This is a genomic window from Rhizobium sp. IBUN (assembly GCF_000510625.1).
GTDB lineage: Bacteria > Pseudomonadota > Alphaproteobacteria > Rhizobiales > Rhizobiaceae > Rhizobium > Rhizobium altiplani.
The window spans coordinates 1-19,474 of record NZ_AZNV01000023.1; the positions used below are offsets into that span (position 1 = coordinate 1).

General features: G+C 59.6%; 22 protein-coding genes. 10 read left to right on the forward strand and 12 right to left on the reverse strand.

The window, feature by feature from the left end:
* On the reverse strand, window positions 1-278 hold a 278-nt coding region (locus RHIBUN_RS33635), incomplete at its 3' end, for a peptide deformylase (protein WP_037217260.1).
* Between the two features lie 167 nt (window positions 279-445).
* On the opposite strand from RHIBUN_RS33635, the gene mgtE reads away from it, so the two are divergent.
* Complete coding sequence (gene mgtE / locus RHIBUN_RS0120065; protein ID WP_018854955.1) at window positions 446-1,858, forward strand: magnesium transporter; 1,413 nt, start codon at window positions 446-448, stop codon at window positions 1,856-1,858.
* 77 nt (window positions 1,859-1,935) lie between these two features.
* The gene (locus RHIBUN_RS0120070; protein WP_016554043.1) at window positions 1,936-2,328 is read left to right on the forward strand and encodes a MerR family DNA-binding transcriptional regulator; all 393 of its coding nucleotides are present in this window, start codon (window positions 1,936-1,938) and stop codon (window positions 2,326-2,328) included.
* Here RHIBUN_RS0120070 and RHIBUN_RS0120075 read toward each other — a convergent pair whose 3' ends face one another.
* Both RHIBUN_RS0120075 and RHIBUN_RS0120080 read right to left on the reverse strand, forming a co-directional pair.
* Entirely contained in the window at window positions 2,329-3,315 is a 987-nt protein-coding gene (locus RHIBUN_RS0120075) for a heparan-alpha-glucosaminide N-acetyltransferase (RefSeq protein WP_025660928.1), read from the reverse strand.
* Window positions 3,316-4,080 carry a DUF599 family protein gene (locus tag RHIBUN_RS0120080; RefSeq protein ID WP_025660929.1) on the reverse strand — a complete coding sequence of 255 codons (765 nt, stop codon included), beginning with the start codon at window positions 4,078-4,080 and terminating at the stop codon, window positions 3,316-3,318.
* 185 nt (window positions 4,081-4,265) lie between these two features.
* On the opposite strand from RHIBUN_RS0120080, the gene RHIBUN_RS0120085 reads away from it, so the two are divergent.
* On the forward strand, window positions 4,266-5,672 hold the full coding sequence (locus tag RHIBUN_RS0120085; protein ID WP_025660930.1) for an L-serine ammonia-lyase: 1,407 nt from the start codon (window positions 4,266-4,268) through the stop codon (window positions 5,670-5,672).
* 59 nt (window positions 5,673-5,731) lie between these two features.
* A complete protein-coding gene (locus RHIBUN_RS0120090; RefSeq protein ID WP_016554039.1) occupies window positions 5,732-6,169 on the forward strand; it encodes a DUF1489 family protein in 438 nt (145 codons plus the stop codon).
* Window positions 6,170-6,174: 5 nt separating this feature from the next.
* Here RHIBUN_RS0120090 and RHIBUN_RS0120095 read toward each other — a convergent pair whose 3' ends face one another.
* The 6 genes from RHIBUN_RS0120095 to RHIBUN_RS0120120 form a co-directional block, all read right to left on the reverse strand.
* Window positions 6,175-6,453, reverse strand: coding sequence for a hypothetical protein (locus RHIBUN_RS0120095; RefSeq protein WP_025660931.1), 279 nt, complete (start codon window positions 6,451-6,453; stop codon window positions 6,175-6,177).
* A gap of 108 nt (window positions 6,454-6,561) precedes the next feature.
* The gene (locus RHIBUN_RS0120100; protein WP_025660932.1) at window positions 6,562-8,031 is read right to left on the reverse strand and encodes a serine hydrolase; all 1,470 of its coding nucleotides are present in this window, start codon (window positions 8,029-8,031) and stop codon (window positions 6,562-6,564) included.
* Between the two features lie 117 nt (window positions 8,032-8,148).
* Window positions 8,149-8,898, reverse strand: coding sequence for a hypothetical protein (locus RHIBUN_RS0120105; RefSeq protein WP_025660933.1), 750 nt, complete (start codon window positions 8,896-8,898; stop codon window positions 8,149-8,151).
* A 235-nt stretch (window positions 8,899-9,133) separates the two neighbouring features.
* On the reverse strand, window positions 9,134-9,739 hold the full coding sequence (locus RHIBUN_RS0120110) for a transglutaminase-like cysteine peptidase (protein WP_025660934.1): 606 nt from the start codon (window positions 9,737-9,739) through the stop codon (window positions 9,134-9,136).
* A gap of 646 nt (window positions 9,740-10,385) precedes the next feature.
* On the reverse strand, window positions 10,386-10,997 hold the full coding sequence (locus tag RHIBUN_RS0120115; protein ID WP_018854964.1) for a PilZ domain-containing protein: 612 nt from the start codon (window positions 10,995-10,997) through the stop codon (window positions 10,386-10,388).
* A gap of 90 nt (window positions 10,998-11,087) precedes the next feature.
* Window positions 11,088-11,726, reverse strand: a complete 639-nt coding sequence (locus tag RHIBUN_RS0120120) for a PAS domain-containing protein (RefSeq protein ID WP_025660935.1) — start codon at window positions 11,724-11,726, stop codon at window positions 11,088-11,090.
* A 292-nt stretch (window positions 11,727-12,018) separates the two neighbouring features.
* Here RHIBUN_RS0120120 and RHIBUN_RS0120125 point away from each other — a divergent pair, with 292 nt between their 5' ends.
* Both RHIBUN_RS0120125 and RHIBUN_RS0120130 read left to right on the forward strand, forming a co-directional pair.
* Complete coding sequence (locus tag RHIBUN_RS0120125) at window positions 12,019-12,777, forward strand: rhomboid family intramembrane serine protease (RefSeq protein WP_025660936.1); 759 nt, start codon at window positions 12,019-12,021, stop codon at window positions 12,775-12,777.
* A gap of 103 nt (window positions 12,778-12,880) precedes the next feature.
* Window positions 12,881-13,315 carry a CBS domain-containing protein gene (locus RHIBUN_RS0120130; RefSeq protein WP_018854967.1) on the forward strand — a complete coding sequence of 145 codons (435 nt, stop codon included), beginning with the start codon at window positions 12,881-12,883 and terminating at the stop codon, window positions 13,313-13,315.
* A 15-nt stretch (window positions 13,316-13,330) separates the two neighbouring features.
* Here RHIBUN_RS0120130 and RHIBUN_RS0120135 read toward each other — a convergent pair whose 3' ends face one another.
* The 3 genes from RHIBUN_RS0120135 to folE form a co-directional block, all read right to left on the reverse strand.
* Window positions 13,331-14,302: a patatin-like phospholipase family protein gene (locus RHIBUN_RS0120135; protein ID WP_025660937.1), complete on the reverse strand. Its 972-nt coding sequence runs from the start codon at window positions 14,300-14,302 to the stop codon at window positions 13,331-13,333.
* A gap of 114 nt (window positions 14,303-14,416) precedes the next feature.
* Entirely contained in the window at window positions 14,417-14,875 is a 459-nt protein-coding gene (hisI, locus tag RHIBUN_RS0120140; RefSeq protein WP_018854969.1) for a phosphoribosyl-AMP cyclohydrolase, read from the reverse strand.
* Window positions 14,876-14,901: 26 nt separating this feature from the next.
* The gene (gene folE, locus RHIBUN_RS0120145) at window positions 14,902-15,522 is read right to left on the reverse strand and encodes a GTP cyclohydrolase I FolE (protein WP_018854970.1); all 621 of its coding nucleotides are present in this window, start codon (window positions 15,520-15,522) and stop codon (window positions 14,902-14,904) included.
* A gap of 307 nt (window positions 15,523-15,829) precedes the next feature.
* Between folE and RHIBUN_RS0120155 the strand changes: the two genes are divergently transcribed.
* The 4 genes from RHIBUN_RS0120155 (at window position 15,830) to thrS (ending at window position 19,457) form a co-directional block, all read left to right on the forward strand.
* The gene (locus tag RHIBUN_RS0120155) at window positions 15,830-16,276 is read left to right on the forward strand and encodes an iron-sulfur cluster assembly scaffold protein (protein WP_025660938.1); all 447 of its coding nucleotides are present in this window, start codon (window positions 15,830-15,832) and stop codon (window positions 16,274-16,276) included.
* 12 nt (window positions 16,277-16,288) lie between these two features.
* Window positions 16,289-16,687, forward strand: coding sequence for a membrane protein insertion efficiency factor YidD (gene yidD / locus RHIBUN_RS0120160; protein WP_025660939.1), 399 nt, complete (start codon window positions 16,289-16,291; stop codon window positions 16,685-16,687).
* Window positions 16,688-16,824: 137 nt separating this feature from the next.
* Complete coding sequence (locus tag RHIBUN_RS0120170; RefSeq protein ID WP_025660940.1) at window positions 16,825-17,349, forward strand: DUF1697 domain-containing protein; 525 nt, start codon at window positions 16,825-16,827, stop codon at window positions 17,347-17,349.
* A gap of 122 nt (window positions 17,350-17,471) precedes the next feature.
* Entirely contained in the window at window positions 17,472-19,457 is a 1,986-nt protein-coding gene (gene thrS / locus RHIBUN_RS0120175; protein ID WP_025660941.1) for a threonine--tRNA ligase, read from the forward strand.
* The last annotated feature ends 17 nt before the right edge of the window (window positions 19,458-19,474 follow it).

Genomic DNA, 19,474 nt, shown 5'->3' on the forward strand with positions numbered 1-19,474 from the left:
GAGACGCTCCCTTCGACATGGCGAATCGTGTCGTCTGACACTGACACAATCTCCGGATTGACGTAGTGTCGCACGCCTTCGTTTCGGCCAAGCTCAATGACGGCTACCCGCAGAAAGACGCCGATGTGGGCAGCAGTGATACCGACACCTGGCGCCGCCCGCATCGTATCCAGCAAATCGTCCGAGAGGTCGCGCAGCCTCTGGTCGAAGAGTTCGACGGGTTCGCAAACGGTTTTCAGGCCAATGTCGGGAAAGCGCAATATGGGTCGGACAGCCACTGGCAAAGTTCCTGTTTTGAGATGCGCGGAAACTATCGCTGCGCACGCGCATTGTCATCCACGCGAGGCGTTTGCGGCTGGACGGACTTCAAGCTTTGAGCTAGCACGAAGCTATATAATTCGGCGCTTAGTCATTGAACTTCAAACGGGATGCGAGGGCGGCAACCATGACGAACGACGCAGAAGAGCTCGTCCGCCCGCGTCCAGACAGCGGCGACGCCGACATCTATGATGAAAATGGCAACGTCCGAGGTGATTTCCTGGCGCTGGTCGGTGCCGCGATTGCCGATCGCGATACGATCTTCCTGCGCCAGCACGTCGCCCGCCTGCACGAATCTGAAATAGGCGACCTTCTCGAATCGCTGCAGCCCGACCAGCGACTTGCGCTCGTTCGCCTGCTTGGCGACGAGTTCGACATGACGGCGTTGACGGAGGTCGACGAAACGATTCGTCGCGAAATCGTCGACCAGATGCCGAACGAGCAGATCGCCGCAGCGATCGGCGAACTCGATTCGGACGATGCCGTTTACATTCTCGAGGACCTCGACACCGAGGATCGCGAAGAAATCCTCGCGCAGCTGCCATTTACCGAACGTGTAAGGCTGCGGCGCGCGCTCGACTATCCGGAAAGCTCGGCCGGCCGTCGTATGCAGACGGAGTTCGTCGCGGTCCCGCCGTTCTGGACGGTCGGGCAGACGATCGACTACATGCGCGACGAGGAAGACCTGCCGTACTCATTCTCGCAGATCTTTGTCATCGACCCGACATTCAAGCTGTTGGGCGCCGTCGATCTGGACAAGATCCTGCGTACGAAGCGGCAGACCAAGATCGAATCCATCATGCGGGAGACGAATCATCCGATCCCCGCGGAGATGGACCAGGAAGAGGCCGCCCAGCTTTTCGAACAGTACGACCTTCTCTCCGCCGCCGTCGTCGACGAGAACGACAGGCTGGTCGGAGTGCTTACGATCGATGATGTGGTCGACGTCATTCACGAGGAAGCCGACGAAGACATCAAGCGTCTGGGCGGTGTCGGCGACGAAGAGCTGTCGGACAATGTTTTCTCAACCGTCCGCTCTCGCTTTCTCTGGCTCGTGATCAACCTCGGAACGGCCTTGCTGTCTGCAAGCGTCATCGGGTTGTTCGACGAATCGATCGAGAAGATGATTGCGCTCGCGGTGCTGATGCCAATCGTGGCATCCATGGGCGGCAATGCGGGCACGCAGACGATGACGGTTACCGTCCGCGCGTTGGCGACCGGCGACATCGACATCTACAACGCCGGCCGCATCATACGCAGAGAGGCGGGGGTCGGCGTCGCCAATGGCGCGCTGTTCTCCGTCATCATGGGGGCCATCGCCGCCACCTGGTTTCACGACTACCAACTGGGCTTCGTGATCGGCGCAGCGATGATCATCAACCTGTTTGCTGCCGCCCTTGCCGGAATTCTCCTGCCGTTGCTCCTGCATAAGGTCGGAGCCGACCCAGCCATTGCGTCGTCGGTTTTTGTCACGACAGTAACCGATTGTACGGGCTTTTTTGCCTTTCTCGGTATCGCTACATGGTGGTTCGGGATTTAGCCGGCTCGAATTTCCGCGCAGAAATTGACTATTACGTAAAAGTCAATATTATTGGCACCCTTAATGGTGGGGAGCCCATGCCGGTCAGCAAGTACTATAGCATAACCGAATTGACGCGCGAGTTTGGAGTATCGACGCGTACGCTGAGGTTCTACGAAGACGAAGGATTGATCCATCCAGAGCGGCGCGGACGCACCCGGTTGTTCCGTCCGGCAGACCGCCGCCTGATCCAGGAAATCCTGCGTGGCCGGCGCATCGGTTTCACCATTGCGGAGATCCGCGAGATCATTCAGGTCTACAAGGAGCCGCCGGGCGAGTTGGGCCAGCTGAAGCTCCTGATGAAGCGCGTCGACGAGAAGCGCGAAGACCTGCGCCAGAAGCGCAAGGACATCGACGACACCCTGGCCGAGCTCGACAATATCGAAGAGGCATGCCTCGGTCGTCTGGCCGATATCGGCGTCGGCACCTGATTATTGCGTGTTGGCGCTGCACTCGCTCGCCAACGCCATGATCCGCCCGTCATCCGGCTTGACGGCGCCAGACTGGAATTCCGTGAAGAGCTTTTGCGTCCTCAGCGCATCGAGGGTGCACTGGCAGAAGCTGCGGCATAGCGCTTCGCCTTCCTGCATCATGCACGAGGCATTGCATTGCCTCAGGTAGGTTTCGACCGGGTCCGGCTTAGCGGGCGGAATGATCACGGAAAGTCCGTAGGCAACTGCGATCAGCACCGGCTGATGAATGAGGTAAAAGGCGAGGCTATGACGCCCGGCCCTTGCCGGCAGGCTTGAGCCGGTGCCAAGCTTTGCAAGCCTCGCGGGAAGCCCCGTCCTCAGGGCGAGCAGAGCCGTCGTCATGCCAAGCAGGAAGGGCACCGCCCAAGGAAAGATCGGGACGTAGTCGTTCGACCGTTGCGGCATCTCTGCCAGGCCGATCCAGGCGAGGTAGCGCGGATTGAAGATCGGCGAGCGCAACAGGTTGGGCGCGACCCAGGTATCCACGACCCATGCCGCGGTAACAGCAGCGGTCGCGGCGATGGCAACAGGCAAGGGCAGACGCAGGAAGACAAGCCCCAGCAGGCTGAGGACTGCGATGCAATGGAGAATGCCGAAGAATATCCATTCGCCAGGGAAGACAAACCGCGTCACCACCGAGATCGCAAGCGCTGCGGCAACGATCATCCCAAACCGCTTCCAGAACGGGCGCCAGCGGATCTCCGGCGTGTTTGCGAGGACCAGGCTGACGCCGACAATGAACAGGAAGGTCGATGCGATGGCGCGGGCATAGAGCTTCAGCCAGCCGGTTTCAGCAGTACCTGGGGGGAGGTAGCCCATGAACTCCATGTCCCAGGTGAAATGATAGGTCGCCATCGCCAGCAGGGCGACACCGCGCGCTGTGTCCAGCAAGCCAATGCGAGGCGGCTTAACGCTCGCATGTGTTTCCGTCGCCAGAGCGGTCATTCACAATCCCTCGGATGAGTCGTTGCCGTCGTTCGACGGCTTGGCGCGGGGAATAGGAGAAAGGTGGAGATTTGATGGCGGCCGGGCATCCATGATCGCCAGCCGCGCTTCAGAGAAGAACTGCCGCCTTGTCAGGACCACGATCACGATCGTCGTCGTCAGCATGAAAACATAAGGGTTGATGAACCAACCGAGGTAGCCGATCGAGAGGAAGATGGCGCGCAGCCCCTCGTTGAAATGACCCGCGGCAATGATGTTCATGCGGATGACGCGTTCCGCCGCGCGCTCGGCGGCAATCACATCGTGTTCGCTGTCGCGCATCATCGGGATTGAGCCGAAGAGGATGGTGCAGTAGTTGAAGAGGCGATACGACCAGCCGAATTTGAAAAAGGCGTATCCGAAAAGCGCCGCGAGGCCGCCGACCTTCATTTCAAAGACGGCATGCCCGCTATGAAAGACGAAGGGCAGGTCGGCGAAGACGGCGTCGACTTTCTCCGTTGCCCCCAGCAGAGCAAAGCAGCTGCCGATGGCGAAAATCGACGTCGAGGCGAAGAATGCGGTGCCATTCTGCAGGCCGGCCATGATCTGGGTGTCGATCATCTTCAAATCGCGGCGCAGCGAATTGTAGATCCACTCGCGCCGGCGTTCCCGCATGGCGTGGGTGAGGCTGGTTCTGCCGAAGAAACTCGAGCTTTGCAGCAGGCGCGCATAGCCGAACCAGATCGCTGCAAAGAACACCAGTGCAATGTAATCCGCTGTCGTCATCATTATATTGAATCAGGCTCCCGTCGCCGCGTCACTCTACAGATGCGGTGGCACGCCGCAATGACTGGCAAGTCGCAGCGCTTCGTTTTACAGATGTCGCACGCGTGAAATGCCATGTCGGTCCATCGCCGGGATCGCGGGAGCCGGTAGCGTAGGTTTGCGCAGCAACTTTACAGGACGCAGTCATGTTCCTTTCCGTTTTCGACGTCTTCAAAATCGGTGTCGGGCCCTCCAGTTCACACACGATGGGTCCGATGACTGCAGCCAATCGATTCCTCGATCTGATCCTGTCAAACGACTGGCCGCGCCCGACTTCTGGCGCCCAGGTCGCGTCGATAAAGGTCAGCCTGCACGGCTCACTGGCGCATACAGGGATCGGGCACGGGACGGGCAGGGCCGTCATCCTCGGCCTGATGGGCGAGCAGCCTGACAGCGTCGATCCGGACAAGATGGACGGTATCATCAGCCACGTGGAGCGCTCCGGTCGCATCTCGCCGCCCGGGCATCCGAGCTACGGCTTCCAGCCGAAGACCGACCTGGTCTTCGACAAGAAGCAGCCGTTGCCGGGCCACGCCAACGGCATGTCGCTTTCCGCCTTCGACAAGGACGGGCGGATGCTGGTCAAGCGCATCTACTATTCAGTCGGCGGCGGCTTCGTCGTGACCGACACTGAACTCGAGCAGATGCGTGCAAAGAAGAAGACGCCGTCCGATTCGCTCAGGGTTCCGTATCCTTTCTCCTCGGCCAAGCAGATGCTCGACATGGCCGCGCGCTCCGGCCTCTCGATCGCGCAGATGAAGCGCGCCAATGAGGAAACGCAGCGTAGCCGCGAGGAACTGGACGCCGGTCTTGATCGCATCTGGGAAGCAATGCGCTCGTGTATCGAACGCGGGCTCAAGGTCGATGGCATCATGCCGGGCGGGCTGAACGTTCGCCGTCGCGCCCGCGCGATTCATGACAAACTGCAGGAGGAATGGCGCAGCAACCGCAGCAACCCGCTGCTCGCGAACGACTGGCTGAGCGTCTACGCCATGGCCGTCAACGAGGAGAATGCTGCTGGTGGTCGCGTCGTGACCGCTCCGACGAACGGTGCCGCGGGCGTTATCCCGGCGACGATCCGCTATTACGAGCATTTCCACGACGATTGGGACCAGAACGGCATCCGCGATTATCTTCTGACCGCTGCTGCGGTCGGTGGGATCATCAAGCACAACGCCTCGATTTCCGGCGCAGAGGTCGGCTGTCAGGGCGAGGTGGGCTCCGCGGCCGCCATGGCGGCTGCCGGTCTTGCGGCGGTCATGGGCGGGACCCCCGAGCAGATCGAGAACGCTGCCGAAATCGCGCTGGAACATCATCTCGGCATGAGCTGTGATCCGGTCGCGGGTCTCGTGCAGGTTCCCTGCATCGAACGAAATGCCCTCGGCGCGGTCAAGGCAGTTACGGCTGCCTCACTGGCCATCAAGGGAGACGGCAAGCACTTCGTTCCGCTCGACGCCTGCATCGAAACCATGCGGCAGACCGGCAACGACATGAGCGAGAAATACAAGGAGACTTCCACCGGCGGCCTTGCCGTCAACGTCGTGGAATGCTGACTTTGTGAACATGCGACTTGCCGCTTGACGCTGCCCGATAAAAGGATTTGAACGGCGGCATGGCATTGCATCTCATTAAACTGTGTGTGGGCGCGGATTCGATCGACGATCTGCGTGAGTGGGTCGCCGAGCGGTCTCTCAGAGCGATTGCGGCCGGGCTAGAGCCTCATTCCGTGCATACGACGAGGATGGTCCCGAAGCGGGTCGAGGAGTTGCTTGACGGAGGTTCGCTCTACTGGGTGATCAAGGGGCAGGTACAGGCGCGCCAGAAGCTGCTCGATATCCAGACGTTTACCGATGGCGAGGGAATCTCACGTTGCCATCTTGTACTGGGGCCTGAGGTCATCGAAACGGCAGTCCAGCCGAAACGAGCATTCCAGGGCTGGCGCTATTATCCGCAGGACGACGTCCCGCGCGATCTGAACAGCCTCGGGGAAGGGATTGCGGAAATGCCCGCGGACCTTCGCCGCGAGCTTTCCGAACTCGGCCTGCTCTGATTAGATTAGCGCAGGCGCAACGTTACTGGTGCCCGACCTTCCGGGCAGGTGACGTGAAGGTGGATACTCGCTTCCGCCTGGGAGCAACGCCACGCCCGCGCGCCGTGGCACAACAGCAGATTGATCAAGTCCTTGGTTTTTGCCGATTTCGGCTTCTGCCGCTGCAACCCTACCTCTGCCAGTCGCAAAGCCGCTTCATGCAGCGGGTGCAAACCGGCTCGCGGATTTTTGCCGGTCACCCGGCCATGTGGCGGAAATTCCGGAACATTCTCGTTGATCGCCATTCTCATCCCCGTACGCATTACAAACCGAGTCTCAGAACTCCGTCGGATCAAACACACGATCACGACGCTTGGGACATGCCGCCCGGTCTAGGGCGGCATGTCCGCTGATCATTGGGCGGTGGCCCAGCACTTCACGCCGGCGCGCTTGAGGGCGTTGCAGGCGTTCACAGCAGAACGCTGGTCATCGAAACCGCTGAAGCGAGCACGGTAGCTTCCGGCATTGGCGACTGCGATCGGCTTTGCGGAACGAAGGGACTTGCCACCCTTGTTCTTGGCGCTGTCGAGCAGGTCCATGGCGCCTTCCTTGCTGGAAGAAACGCCAATCTGAACGGCCCAACCGGCCAGCTGCGGTTCCTTGGTCGATGCGGTCGTCAGCTCGTCGACAGACGTATCGCCCTGTTCCGGCGGGACATAGGCAGGAGCAGATGTGGGCGTAGCAACAGCAGCCTGCTTGATCGCCTGGGTCTTGACCTTCGTCGGCGTCGGCATTTCCTGCTGGAGGAGCGGATTGTCGGACTTTGACTTGGCAACGTCGGCATACGCAACCTGCGCGGAGGCCGCTTGATCGCGGGCATCCGGCGTCGGCGCGGTGCGCGGCAGGCTGACCTCAGGCGCAGCCGAAGCGACGCGTGTTTCGGTGACGGGCGCTACCGGTTGCGGCGCGGTCTGGGCGATCAGATCCGACGAACCACCGCGGCTGGATGCCTTCGGCAGATAGGCGGCGATCAGCTTGCGCATCTGATTGTCGCGGGCAGGGGTCGAAGCCCCGCCGAGAACAACGCCAACGATCGATTTTCCATCGACCTGAACGGAGCTTACCAGATTAAAACCAGCCGCCCGGGTATAACCCGTTTTGATGCCATCGACGCCGCGCACGGAGCCGACAAGACGGTTGTGGCTACGGATGATGCGATTGCCGAACTTAAAGCTCTGCGTGGAGAAATAACCGTAATACTGCGGAAAATGCTGGCGAAGTGCGATACCCAGACGGGCCTGGTCGCGCGCCGTCGTCATCTGGGCGGTATTCGGCAGGCCGTTGGCATTACGATAGGTCGTACGCGTCATACCAAGCGCATGCGCTTTCGCGGTCATCAGCTGGGCGAAACGATCCTCTGTGCCACCAAGCAACTCGCCGAGAGCCGTGGACGCGTCATTGGCCGACAGCGTCACGAGGCCAAGGATTGCCTGTTCGACGGAGATCGCGCCACCTGCGCGAACACCGAGCTTCGTCGGCGCTTGGGCGGAAGCGTGTGCGGAGAAGGGAACCGACGTGTCCAGGCGGATGCGCCCCTGCTCCAGTGCTTCGAAGGTCAGGTAGAGCGTCATCATCTTTGTGAGAGAAGCCGGATACTGCAGGCGATCCGCGTTCTCGCTATAGAGAACGCTGCCGGTTTTCGCATCGACGACGATTCCCGCGTATTTTGAGTTGGCTGCCTCCGCATCGGCATCGATCGAGTCGGCCATAATGATACCGGCCGCCAGAGACAGCGCCGTGATCGCTCTTATAAGAAAATTGCGGGATCGCGATGGTGATACGGAGGAGACTGACCTTGGCACTATTCTACTCTTCGCTTGCATTTCGGACACTGGAGAGATCGGCCGCCCTCCCGGCGCGATCGTTCTCTCAGCAAATTATCCGTCCGGGGTTACCAATCCGTTTATGATTAATCGTTTCTTTCGCCACATCGGATCATTCTAGCGACCTGTCGCAGAAGCGTTCACAAGTCGCGCTTCCACAAAATGGCGAATAGCGGCATCAATATGGTCCCAATCAGGCAGATGCGTGCTGGAGAACCGGTAAAGCACAGTTAAGTCGCGACCGAGTTTTATGTCACGCTGGCAATCCCCGCTGGTGGCCATTTGAGGCGTCGCCGGCAAGGCGCAACGTACGACATAGTCCTGGGCGTCGGCACGCGGCGCGGTCAAGAGAACCTCATCGGCATAGCCCGCGTCTGCGCGCAGGTGATGCAGCGTCATGCCATTGGCAAAGGGGACTCCGTCGCCCTCGACGAGATGCGAGTAGATCGGTTCTAGTCGTCCCGACATGTCCCGGGACATCGTGCTTTGGGTGACCTGAAGGAAGATCAGTCCCGACGACTGGGAAACATCGTCGAAGCGCTCGCGGTGTTCCTTGCTGTACCCCTGCATTTCCGGCCAAGTGAGATAGAGGTCCGCCCTTTCGGACAGGCCGTTCTTCCGCTGGCTGGGGAAGCGCAGCGTGTTTTCGGGAAGGCGGAGAGTGTCGCGGCCAATCGTCAGGGTTATCGGCGTTATCGCATCAGTATTGCCAGCGAGGGAAATGCGAGCGCCAAACCAGCGACCACCGAAACTGATGGCCAATGTCAAAGCCGCGAGGCAGGCGACAGCGATCGTAAGGCGGACGACGAAACGCGTAGAAAAGAGTGGCGACTCCTCAATTTCGCGTGCGGTACCGGTATGGTTCATGGCGGCCTTCGGATGTCAGACCGCCGCGAAAGGAACAAGAGTCGCCGGTGCCGTTGGTTGATGCGGTAATTCTCTGGCCGATACGGTTAACGAACGTTTAACTGCCGCCTTGAGGCAGGAAAAAACGAACCGCTCCCGGGACAGCGGGAGCGGCTCTGTGGCGCCGGTCAGGCACGGGGATGCGGGGGACGACCGGAGCCGTATGGTCACGCCGGGTATTCCCGGCGATACGCGCTTACTTGACGCTGCCGACCGCCACCGCGCGACCGTCCTGCAGCTTGACCCAGCGGCTCGGATCGTTAGCGGACTGACGCTTGAGGTAGGTGTATTCGGTATCGGCCCAAAGCATGACCTTGTTGCGCATGTTATCGAGGATGAAATCGCCGCGGTCCGTGCGGACCGTCAGCACCGCATGGCCTTCGCCATTCGGCTGCAGGACGACGGTGATCAGCAGGTCCGAAGCCGAGAAGCCGGCATTGATCAGCATCTTGCGCTTCAGCAGCGCATAGTCTTCGCAATCGCCGGCGGTGCGCGGATAGGCCCAGCGTTCTTCGACACCGTAGATTTCCTTGTCGGTCAACGGCGTGATCGACGAATTGACCTGGTAGTTCACTTTGAGGATCGTCTTCCAGCGCTCCTCCGTCAGAAGCAGCTCGCCTTGATCGCCGTCCGCATTCGCGCACTCGGTAGGCATTTCCTTGCAGAACTGATAGGCACCGATCGGCGGGCTCGCATTTCCAAGGACCGTCATGTTGAGGGGGTTCGCTTGTCCCGAACCCGCCATCGCGATCAACATTGCACCGACGGCCAGACTGCCTTTGATGAAACTCGTTATTGTCATTTGTCGTGTCCCCGTTGTGAGGAGAACCTGACACAGACGTTTTTATTCGACGCAAAATTACGCAGTTAAATTAAAGGCTTAGTTGATTCAAACACGCAGAGAAATCGACTAAAAACAAAATCGAATTCGCCTAAAATTCGAAGAGCTTTCGCGCTAAACTTGATTAAAATTGCTCCTTCCTCGGAAAGAGGTTCGGCGTTTAATCGCAGCATTTTGGGACAAGTTATTAACGCAGCGTCCGGATCCGAGGCTTTGGGAGGACTTCATTTACCATCTGGGCTGCCGCCGCGATGGTCCGCGCCTAGATCATAATCGCGGTGCTGGCGGTGAAATTCGCCGATTGGCACGTTTCGGCAGCAAAATTATTATCGAGAAATTTTGCGGAAGAGCAGCTGTCGGATCCACGACCCACGATCGATGAGAATTACTTTGCGGCTAGGCTCGGGAAAATTGCCATGCGCCCGAAAGCGGCTTCTCAAGGTCCAGCTGCCTTTGAGCAGGCGCCGAGTGACCAATCGGCAGGGCTGGGCGAGTGCGGCCGCCGTTGCGTTGATCGAGAAAATGATGTGCAACAGGCCGAGGGATCAAATTCGCGATAAGCGAACATCGAACAGCAGGCACCCGGGCGGCGCGCCTGTGGCAGCGATTAGAGAAATTCGCGCAGTGTTTCCCGCGACTGGATCGACAGGAATTCGATCGCAACGCCTTCCACGAAATGGCGTACGACGCGGCCGCGCATATTGCCGAGGCGGAGAGGTGTGCCAATGGGCGGACGCACCTCGACATCGACTGCGGCGCCGGAAAGCGACAGGTCCATGATGCGGCAGCTGTAGCGGGCGCCGTCTTCCAGCGTGATTTCGGTTTTCGTCTCGCGCGGCGTCAGGCGGTCGTGACGGCGGTCTTCCGGAAGGCCAAGCTCATGCTTGTTTGCAAGCCAAGTTAGCTGTGCTGCGAGCTTTTCGCGCTTGCGTTCGGTCGCATGGATCGACATGACAAAACCACGACCATCGATCGTCTGCACATAGCCTTCGACGCGCCCGAGGTGATCGATATAGGCCACCACACGCTCGTTGGCACGAGGGCGGCCCAGGCAAGTCACGTACATGTCGCCCGGCGACATATCGATGACCAGGCACTCAAATTCCTCGTAGTTCGCCAGCATAAGCCGGCCCTGCATGTTGATTGGGACGCGTTGAAAGGCACCTTGTTCGAGGCGAGGCGCAGTTCGTTGCGTCTGAACTTGCTGGAACGCGTGCATCAAAGGGCTTCTTCATGAAATACAACCATCCGATCATTACCCGGAATCCCTTAACAGAAGGTTGTTCAGATTCGTCCACTATGCACGCATTCAGTTGTGCCGAACCGAGCCTGGAACGCCGAATTCAGCAAATAGATTGGACATAACGCGTCGCATTGTGTCAGCGATCGACGGGGTACGCCCGTATACCGGGTGTTCATCTCCGAACTCGGCATCCTTGAGCTCGCTGTCGGAGCCAAGCCCTTCGTGCAGTGATCGGATGCGATCGAGAGCGAGGAACTGGAGCGGCACGACTTCCAGCCAGCTTGATGCGACCGCGGGGGCGATAGCCCCCAGAAGTTTGTCGCATTCACGCTCGTCCGAGCGAAGCGGCAGGAGGACAATTTCGAAGGACGCACAATGGCCGGCCGCGGTGAAACCCGTGGCGTTGAGCAGCTCCGGCATCGCGTTGCTCATGAGGCCCGCGGCCATCTGTTCGATGTCGTCCTTCCCATGCGCCCAAAGCTCGGAAAACGGGACCCCACGGAGATCGCGACCAAAGAGATCGCAAATACGGGTTCCGGCAAGGCGGAATGCGATGCGGCCCGAATCACCTGTTTCGAGGAGAAACACGCTCGACAGAATCTGCCGCAAATGCGTTGGCTCGACCTGCGATCTCAACGGCGCAACGTCCTTGCCGCGGATCCGAGTCCAATATTCGAATAGGTCGATCGTCGTTTTGAGACGCATTGCTGCACCGGCTGTTTCATTCTGGATCAAAACACGGCCGTCATGGCCATGCGCTATGATGCTGTGCGTATCTCGTGCCAGCTCGGAACAGTTAAGGTTAAGGAACGGTTTCGATTGAGCCGCGCATCGCGCCGTGACAATGTCTGTCCATCGCTTCCTGTCTTCGGGAAGTTCAGCACAGACTGTCGGGCGCGGATATCCTCGACGCTCGAAGCCGTCCGGTCTTTGCCGGACGGCTTTTTTTTTGACCTTTCGTCCTGTAAGGCTGTGCCGCAATCAATTGAGGACGAAGATGAACGAGCAGTCGGAGCCGCAAACGGCGATAGAGCCCCCGCCGCCGTCGCCCATCTTCAACCTTCCGGGCCCGGTGCTCGCGGCACTTGCGCTGCTGGGGCTGATATATGCGGTTCAATCGCTGCTTCTATCCGGCAGCGGCCTCGACTGGCTGTTCTTCAATTTCGGCTTCATTCCGTTGCGCTACATCACGCCGCTGTCAGAGCAGGGCCCGCAACTTTTCTGGACGCCGATTACCTATTCGCTGCTTCACGGCAGTATAGAGCATATCGTTTTCAACGGGCTGTGGCTCATGGCCTTCGGCACACCGGTGGCGCGCCGGATTGGAACGCTTCGCTTCATCGTTTTCTGGGTGCTCTCGGCAACTGCGTCCGCCGCCTTCCATGCGGCCCTGAATTGGGGAGGGGCCACGCTGCTGATCGGCGCGTCGGGCGTGGTGTCCGGCCTGATGGGCGCTGCCTGCCGCTTTGCGTTCCCGCCTGAACAGCGGATGAGCGGGCCGGCGCATCTTAATCCGCGACTCTCGATGCTGGGAGCGTTTCGCAGCCGCACGGTCGTCGCCTTCATTCTCTTCTGGTTCGTGGGCAATCTCCTGATCGCCGTCGGCGTCCCGTTGATTGGCGACGGATCCCAGGCAATCGCCTGGGACGCCCATATCGGGGGCTTCGTTTTCGGCTTCGTTCTCTTCGGCTTTTTCGACCGGGAGCCACCCGAGCAGCCGCTCATTTCAGAGACATCGGATATATTGCAATCTTGAGCATTGGAGTGCACCATTCCTCCTGATCCGTGATGGGAGGAGAGCCGCCACGGATGCCTGTGATCAGTTGAAGTGTTTCACTTTCGACATAGGAGGTTCAAGAATGTCCAACTCAGTCAAGGCCATACTCGATGCGAAGGGCAGGGATGTCGTAACCGCCGGGCCAAACACGACCGTTGCCGAGGCGGCTGTGATTCTCAGCAAGAAGAAGATCGGCGCTATCGTTATCGTCGGGATGGAAAACAAGATTTCCGGGATTTTCACGGAGCGCGACGTCGTGCACGCGATCGCCAAGGCGGGGGCGGCCTGCCTCGATCAGCCGGTTGGCTCGCTTATGACCGCAAAGGTCTATCGGTGCCATGAAGATTCGACAGTGTATGACCTGATGGGGCTGATGACGAGCCGACGCTTCCGTCACGTTCCTGTCGAAACGAACGGCAAACTTGCCGGTATCATTTCGATTGGTGACGTCGTGAAGACGCGTATTGCTGAAGTCGAACTGGAAGCCGAACAGATCAAGGCCTACATCGCCGGCTGAATGCTTCGCCGGCGCCTAGAAAGAGCCGGCGAATAGTTCCTGCATCCGTTTCAACTCGGGAAGCCTCAGCTTGGCTTCTTCATAGCCGCGCTCGATCGCTTCTCCAGCGCGATGGAATTCCGAGAGGCCGATATCGCCGAGACGCGGCTGAAGCGATATGTCCGGCGGATCGCCCGCCAAGCGCGCACGCGCAATCCTGTCCTGGATGATGTTGAAAGCCTGCACCATCACACCGGTCATGCCGAGCTTGGTATAGGGCACCTCCTCGCGTCGCTGGACTTCGGAGCGCGAGAGGGTTGCATTGTGCCGGACGACAGCCGATCGACCGTAAAGATCGTAGTTCAGATTGACGGCAACCACGAGCGGTTGCTCGTAGGCGCGACATACGGAAACGGGAACCGGATTGACCAGCGCGCCATCGACGAGTGTCCGTTGATTGCTGCGGATGGGTTCGAAAATGCCGGGGAGGGCATAGGAGGCGCGAAGAGCCGTAATTAGCGATCCGTTTGCGATCCAGACTTCGTGCCCGGTGTTTACTTCGGCGGCGACAGCCACGAATGGCCGGTCCAGATCTTCGACGTTGAGCCCCTCAAGATGCTCCTGCATGCGCTTCGTCAACCGCATGCCGCCGAACAGGCCACTGCCGCCGATAGTCAGATCAAGCAGGCTCGCTATACGCCGCATCGTCAGCGAACGAGCGAATCCTTCCAGTTCGTCGAGCTTGCCCGCCAGATAGCAGCCGCCGACCAGCGCACCGATCGAGGTTCCGGCAACCATGCCGATCTCGATACCTTCTTCGTCCAAGGCGCGCAGAACCCCTATATGCGCCCAGCCGCGTGCGGCGCCGCCGCCGAGCGCAAGGGCAAGCTTGGTTCTCTTGGGGGCAGGCGGAGGAGATGCGGGAGCGTTCATGTCTGGCGCGGTCGGGGTGCTGGCATTGGACGCGCCCGCCTCGGAGCTTTGGCGGTACAATCCCCAATTCAGCATGGCTCGTCTCCCTCCCGGCAAACAATTAAAAACGAACTATATTAGTGTCCCGCGTCCCTTTCCAATTCGTATATAGGCGTAGATTTTGGCCCAATAAGAGGCAATTGCCTGCTTTTACGACTCTTTACCGTAGACTTCGTCCGGATCGAACTGGAGCTCGTCATCGACGATTTCGAGCATCGGCTTGCCGTCTTCGAGGTTCACGGTCCTATAGAAGCAGGATCGGCGACCGGTGTGACAGGTGGCATCATGGCCTGCGACCTCGACCTTCAGCCAGATGGCATCCTGGTCGCAGTCCGTCCGGATTTCCTTGACCATCTGGGTGTTGCCCGAGGTTTCGCCCTTGATCCAGAGCTTGCCCCGCGAGCGGCTGAAGTAATGAGCCTTCCCGGTCTGAATGGTCAGTGCGAGGGCCTGGGCGTTCATATGCGCCACCATCAGCAACTCGCCATCGGCGGAATCGGTGACAATCGCGGTGATCAGGCCGCGATCGTCAAAGCGTGGCGTGAAGTCGCCCGCGTCCTCAAGTTCTGATTTATCATCGGACGGCGCATTGAACGCAAAGGGCATCATCGCGGCTTTCTTAACTGAAGCCGTATTCAGCGGCTCCGGACCATGGACATGAATCGGGCTTGATCAGCCGGCTCAGTTTTGAACGTTCCGGTAAAAGTTGTCGTCAATGTGGTCGAGCCCTGCTTTTGCACACCGCGCATCGCCATGCACATGTGTTCGGCCTCAATCATGACGGCTACACCGCGCGGAGTGAGCGTGTCGTCAATGGCCTTAGCGATCTGGGCGGTCATGGTTTCCTGCGTTTGCAGGCGACGACCGTAGATCTCAACGACGCGTGCGATCTTCGAAAGGCCCAGCACCTTGCCATCCGGCATGTAGGCAACATGGGCCTTGCCGATGATTGGAACCATGTGGTGTTCGCAATGAGAGAAGAACGGAATATCCCTCACCAGGACCATGTCGTCGTAGCCGGCAACCTCTTCAAAGGTACGGCCCAGCACATCTTCCGGGTCCATATCATAGCCGGCAAAGAGTTCACGATAGGCTTTGGCCACGCGTGCTGGCGTATCGAGCAGGCCTTCGCGCGTCGGATCGTCACCTGCCCAACGCAACAGCGTGCGGACGGCGTCCTCTGCTTCTTTCTGGCTGGGCCGATCCGCATCGAGATCGGCGGGGGTCTGCGGAAAATTCTTGATGATGGCGTCCATATGTAACAGTCTCCTGATCCGCTTTGGCGGACCGTCTTTCGGACTAGCCACTGGCAATTCCACTCAAGGGAATTCATGCACCTTTGGCAGGCTCCGGGGCTTTCAGGGCTTGGTTTGCTGCCCTTCCGGCACGGTTTCCCAATCAAACTTAGCCGAGGCCATTGCATTTTTCTGGCCTTCGAACGACATACATATAGGAAAACGGCATCCTTATGTAAGTCTCCCGGCACGACACGCTGTGTTTTTCTTTTGTGCTACAATGAGTTTTGAGGCGCCGATCCGCATGAATTCTGGAGCGGAATCCACGATGGACGATATCTACAACAGCAAAATCCTGGAATTCGCGGGCAATATTCCGCTGATCGGCAGCTTGCCGGACGCGGACGCCAGCGCCCAGGCGCACTCCAAACTTTGCGGCTCCAAGGTCAAGATCTGGCTGAAGATGGACGGCGATACGGTCACCGCATTCGCGCACGACGTAAAAGCCTGCGCGCTCGGACAGGCATCGTCTTCGATCATGGCCCGCCATGTGATCGGCGCCAACGCGGTTGAGTTGCGCAAGGCGCGCGAGGACATGCTGGCGATGCTGAAGGCGGACGGCGAGGGGCCGGAGGGCCGCTTCGAGGACATGCGTTATCTCCGCCCCGTGAAGGACTATAAGGCACGACATGCCTCGACGATGCTGACCTTCGACGCCGTCGTCGATGCGGTCGGTCAGATCGAGGCCAAGCGCGGCGAAACCATCGAGGCCTGAGCGGCATAGCCGATGTGCGAATTCTGTTCGATCAATCGCGATGAGGACGAAGATGACGGTGGCGCCGCCGCACCCCGTCGGGCCGCACGCTCCTACTCCCGAAATTACTCCGGCCCGTTTCGGAAGACACCCGGCCGACTGGTCGGTATGGGTTTCATCCGCGGCTACCAGTTGACGCTCTCAGGTTTCATCGGCAATTCCTGCCGACACATCCCGACCTGCTCGGAATATGGCTACGAGGCAGTCGCACGTCACGGGCTGTGGAGCGGCGGATGGATGACGCTGTTTCGCGTCGCGCGCTGCGGCCCGGGAGGCACGAGCGGGCTCGACCCGGTTCCCGAGCAGCTCGGCGAACGCTTTCACTGGTGGACACTCTGGCGCTATCTCACGCTTGGTCGCAAGGCGGGCTGAACGATGACGCAAGGCGCATTTCGGGTGTCCCGCCGTCGCCTCGACCTCCCCGATGCCTCGTGCAAACATGTCGATGCGGTCGCGTCCAAGCACGGACTCGAAGGTTTTGGCGAGGGCGCGGCAGAGTTCTGCAAAGCATGATCTACGTCGCGCTCCTGCACAGCATCGTGCTTGCGCCCGGTCGCCGCGTGGTGATGTCCGACCTTCGCGACATGGCAAAGGACATCGGGTACGAGAATCCGAGGACACTGGTCTCGACCGGGAACATCGTTTTCGAGGCCGATGCTGCGCCGCTCGCGGAGATCGAGGCGAAGTTGGAAGCGGCCTTCAAGGCTCGCTTCGGCAAACCGGTCGATATCATTGTGCGCAAAGGTATCGACTGGTTGACCCTTGCGAAGTCCAATCCTTTTGCAGACGGCGAGGGCAGTCAGGTGATCGTGCGCGTCATGCGCAAGCCACTTACCCCTGCGGCCATGGAGGCGCTTCGCCCTTATGCCAATCCGAAACAGCGTCTCGCGATAACCGGCGGCGATCTTTGGATCGACTTTGCCGGCCAGCCGAGCGAGTGGAAGTTGCTCTCGGCACTGACGACCAAGCGCATGGGCGTCGGAACACTGCGGAACTGGAACACGGTGCGTGGCCTTGCCGAAATGATCGGCTAAGTTGGCTTTTTCTTTACTCAAGCAGCAAATCTCGGTATCAGGCGGCGGCGCATTCGTGCGGACGAAGCGCTTCATTGCAACCACCCGCATTCGTTGGCGGGACTGGACAAGGAGAATTCTAGATGTCCCAATCCGTTTCCCTGACATTTCCAGATGGTTCCGTGCGCAGCTACGATGCTGGCGCAACCGGCAAGGATGTCGCAGAATCCATTTCCAAGTCGCTTGCCAAGAAGGCAGTCGCGATCGCTATCGACGGTCAGGTCCGTGACCTTTCCGATCCGGTGACGGCGGGCGCAATTGAAATCATCACCCGCACCGACGGCCGCGCGCTGGAATTGATCCGGCATGACGCAGCCCACGTGATGGCGGAAGCCGTGCAGGAACTCTGGCCCGGCACGCAGGTCACGATCGGCCCTGTTATCGAGAACGGCTTCTACTACGACTTTGCCAAGAACGAGCCCTTCACACCGGACGATCTGCCGAAGATCGAAAAGAAGATGAAGGAGATCATCGCTCGCAACGCGCCGTTCGCCAAGGAAGTCTGGTCGCGCGAGAAGGCCAAGGAAGTGTTCGCCGCGAAGGGCGAGAGCTACAAGGTTGAACTCGTCGACGCGATTCCGGCAGGCCAGGATCTGAAAATCTACTATCAGGGCGACTGGTTCGACCTCTGCCGCGGGCCGCACATGGCGTCGACCGGCCAGATCGGGACGGCGTTCAAGCTGATGAAGGTGGCCGGCGCCTACTGGCGTGGCGACAGCAACAATCCGATGCTGACCCGCATCTACGGCACGGCATTTGCCGAACAGGCCGATCTCGACAACTACCTGCACGTGCTTGCGGAAGCCGAGAAGCGCGATCACCGCCGCCTCGGCCGCGAAATGGACCTCTTCCATTTCCAGGAAGAGGGTCCGGGCGTTGTCTTCTGGCACGGCAAAGGATGGCGCATGTTCCAAACGCTGGTCGCCTATATGCGCCGCCGTCTTGCCGAAGACTACCAGGAGGTCAATGCGCCGCAGGTGCTCGACAAGTCGCTCTGGGAAACCTCCGGTCACTGGGGCTGGTATCGCGACAACATGTTCAAGGTGACCGTCGCCGGCGACGACACGGATGACGACCGCGTGTTCGCGCTGAAGCCGATGAACTGCCCCGGCCATGTGCAGATCTTCAAGCATGGCTTGAAGTCTTATCGCGAACTGCCGATCCGTCTTGCGGAATTCGGCACCGTTCACCGCTACGAGCCGTCCGGTGCGCTGCATGGCTTGATGCGCGTGCGCGGCTTCACGCAGGACGATGCGCACATCTTCTGCACCGACGAGCAGATGGCAGCCGAGTGCCTGAAGATCAACGATCTGATCCTCTCTGTCTACAAGGACTTCGGCTTCGACGAGATCACCATCAAGCTCTCAACGCGCCCGGAAAAGCGTGTTGGTTCGGATGACCTTTGGGATCGCGCCGAAAGTGTGATGACTGATGTGCTGGACACGATCCAGCACCAGTCGAACAACATCAAGACCGGCATTCTGCCGGGCGAGGGCGCGTTCTATGGTCCGAAGTTCGAGTATACGCTGAAGGACGCGATCGGCCGCGAATGGCAGTGCGGCACGACGCAGGTCGATTTCAACCTGCCAGAACGCTTCGGTGCCTTCTACATCGACAGCAATTCGGAAAAGACGCAGCCGGTGATGATCCACCGCGCGATCTGCGGTTCGATGGAGCGCTTCCTCGGCATCCTGATCGAGAACTTTGCAGGACACCTGCCGCTGTGGGTATCGCCGCAGCAGGTCGTCGTCGCGACGATCACGTCCGAGGCCGACGGCTATGGTGCCGAAGTTGCGGCAGCATTGCGCGACGCCGGCCTGACTGTTGAGACCGACTTCCGTAACGAGAAGATCAACTACAAGATCCGCGAGCATTCCGTTACGAAAGTTCCCGTCATCATTGTCTGCGGGAAGAAGGAAGCGGAAGAGCGCACAGTCAACATCCGCCGTCTTGGCAGCCAGGAGCAAACCTCGATGTCGCTTGACGAGGCAATCGCAAGCCTCGGGCTCGAAGCCACGCCGCCGGACGTGCGCCGGAAGGCGGAAGCGAGGAAGGCAAAGGCAGCCTGAGCTGCCTCCAGCCCGTG

Bases quoted from the DNA above. Each gene is read 5' to 3' on its own strand.
- RHIBUN_RS0120120 (WP_025660935.1), bottom strand. From the start codon at position 11,726: ATGCGTCTCAAAACGACGATCGACCTATTCGAATATTGGACTCGGATC.
- RHIBUN_RS0120100 (WP_025660932.1), bottom strand. From the start codon at position 8,031: ATGCAAGCGAAGAGTAGAATAGTGCCAAGGTCAGTCTCCTCCGTATCA.
- RHIBUN_RS0120105 (WP_025660933.1), bottom strand. From the start codon at position 8,898: ATGAACCATACCGGTACCGCACGCGAAATTGAGGAGTCGCCACTCTTT.
- mgtE (WP_018854955.1), top strand. From the start codon at position 446: ATGACGAACGACGCAGAAGAGCTCGTCCGCCCGCGTCCAGACAGCGGC.
- RHIBUN_RS0120155 (WP_025660938.1), top strand. From the start codon at position 15,830: ATGGACGATATCTACAACAGCAAAATCCTGGAATTCGCGGGCAATATT.
- yidD (WP_025660939.1), top strand. From the start codon at position 16,289: ATGTGCGAATTCTGTTCGATCAATCGCGATGAGGACGAAGATGACGGT.
- RHIBUN_RS0120070 (WP_016554043.1), top strand. From the start codon at position 1,936: ATGCCGGTCAGCAAGTACTATAGCATAACCGAATTGACGCGCGAGTTT.
- RHIBUN_RS0120115 (WP_018854964.1), bottom strand. From the start codon at position 10,997: ATGCACGCGTTCCAGCAAGTTCAGACGCAACGAACTGCGCCTCGCCTC.
- RHIBUN_RS0120135 (WP_025660937.1), bottom strand. From the start codon at position 14,302: ATGCTGAATTGGGGATTGTACCGCCAAAGCTCCGAGGCGGGCGCGTCC.
- RHIBUN_RS0120095 (WP_025660931.1), bottom strand. From the start codon at position 6,453: ATGGCGATCAACGAGAATGTTCCGGAATTTCCGCCACATGGCCGGGTG.
- RHIBUN_RS0120130 (WP_018854967.1), top strand. From the start codon at position 12,881: ATGTCCAACTCAGTCAAGGCCATACTCGATGCGAAGGGCAGGGATGTC.
- RHIBUN_RS0120075 (WP_025660928.1), bottom strand. From the start codon at position 3,315: ATGACCGCTCTGGCGACGGAAACACATGCGAGCGTTAAGCCGCCTCGC.
- hisI (WP_018854969.1), bottom strand. From the start codon at position 14,875: ATGATGCCCTTTGCGTTCAATGCGCCGTCCGATGATAAATCAGAACTT.
- RHIBUN_RS0120110 (WP_025660934.1), bottom strand. From the start codon at position 9,739: ATGACAATAACGAGTTTCATCAAAGGCAGTCTGGCCGTCGGTGCAATG.
- thrS (WP_025660941.1), top strand. From the start codon at position 17,472: ATGTCCCAATCCGTTTCCCTGACATTTCCAGATGGTTCCGTGCGCAGC.
- RHIBUN_RS0120125 (WP_025660936.1), top strand. From the start codon at position 12,019: ATGAACGAGCAGTCGGAGCCGCAAACGGCGATAGAGCCCCCGCCGCCG.
- folE (WP_018854970.1), bottom strand. From the start codon at position 15,522: ATGGACGCCATCATCAAGAATTTTCCGCAGACCCCCGCCGATCTCGAT.
- RHIBUN_RS0120170 (WP_025660940.1), top strand. From the start codon at position 16,825: ATGATCTACGTCGCGCTCCTGCACAGCATCGTGCTTGCGCCCGGTCGC.
- RHIBUN_RS0120090 (WP_016554039.1), top strand. From the start codon at position 5,732: ATGGCATTGCATCTCATTAAACTGTGTGTGGGCGCGGATTCGATCGAC.
- RHIBUN_RS0120080 (WP_025660929.1), bottom strand. From the start codon at position 4,080: ATGACGACAGCGGATTACATTGCACTGGTGTTCTTTGCAGCGATCTGG.
- RHIBUN_RS0120085 (WP_025660930.1), top strand. From the start codon at position 4,266: ATGTTCCTTTCCGTTTTCGACGTCTTCAAAATCGGTGTCGGGCCCTCC.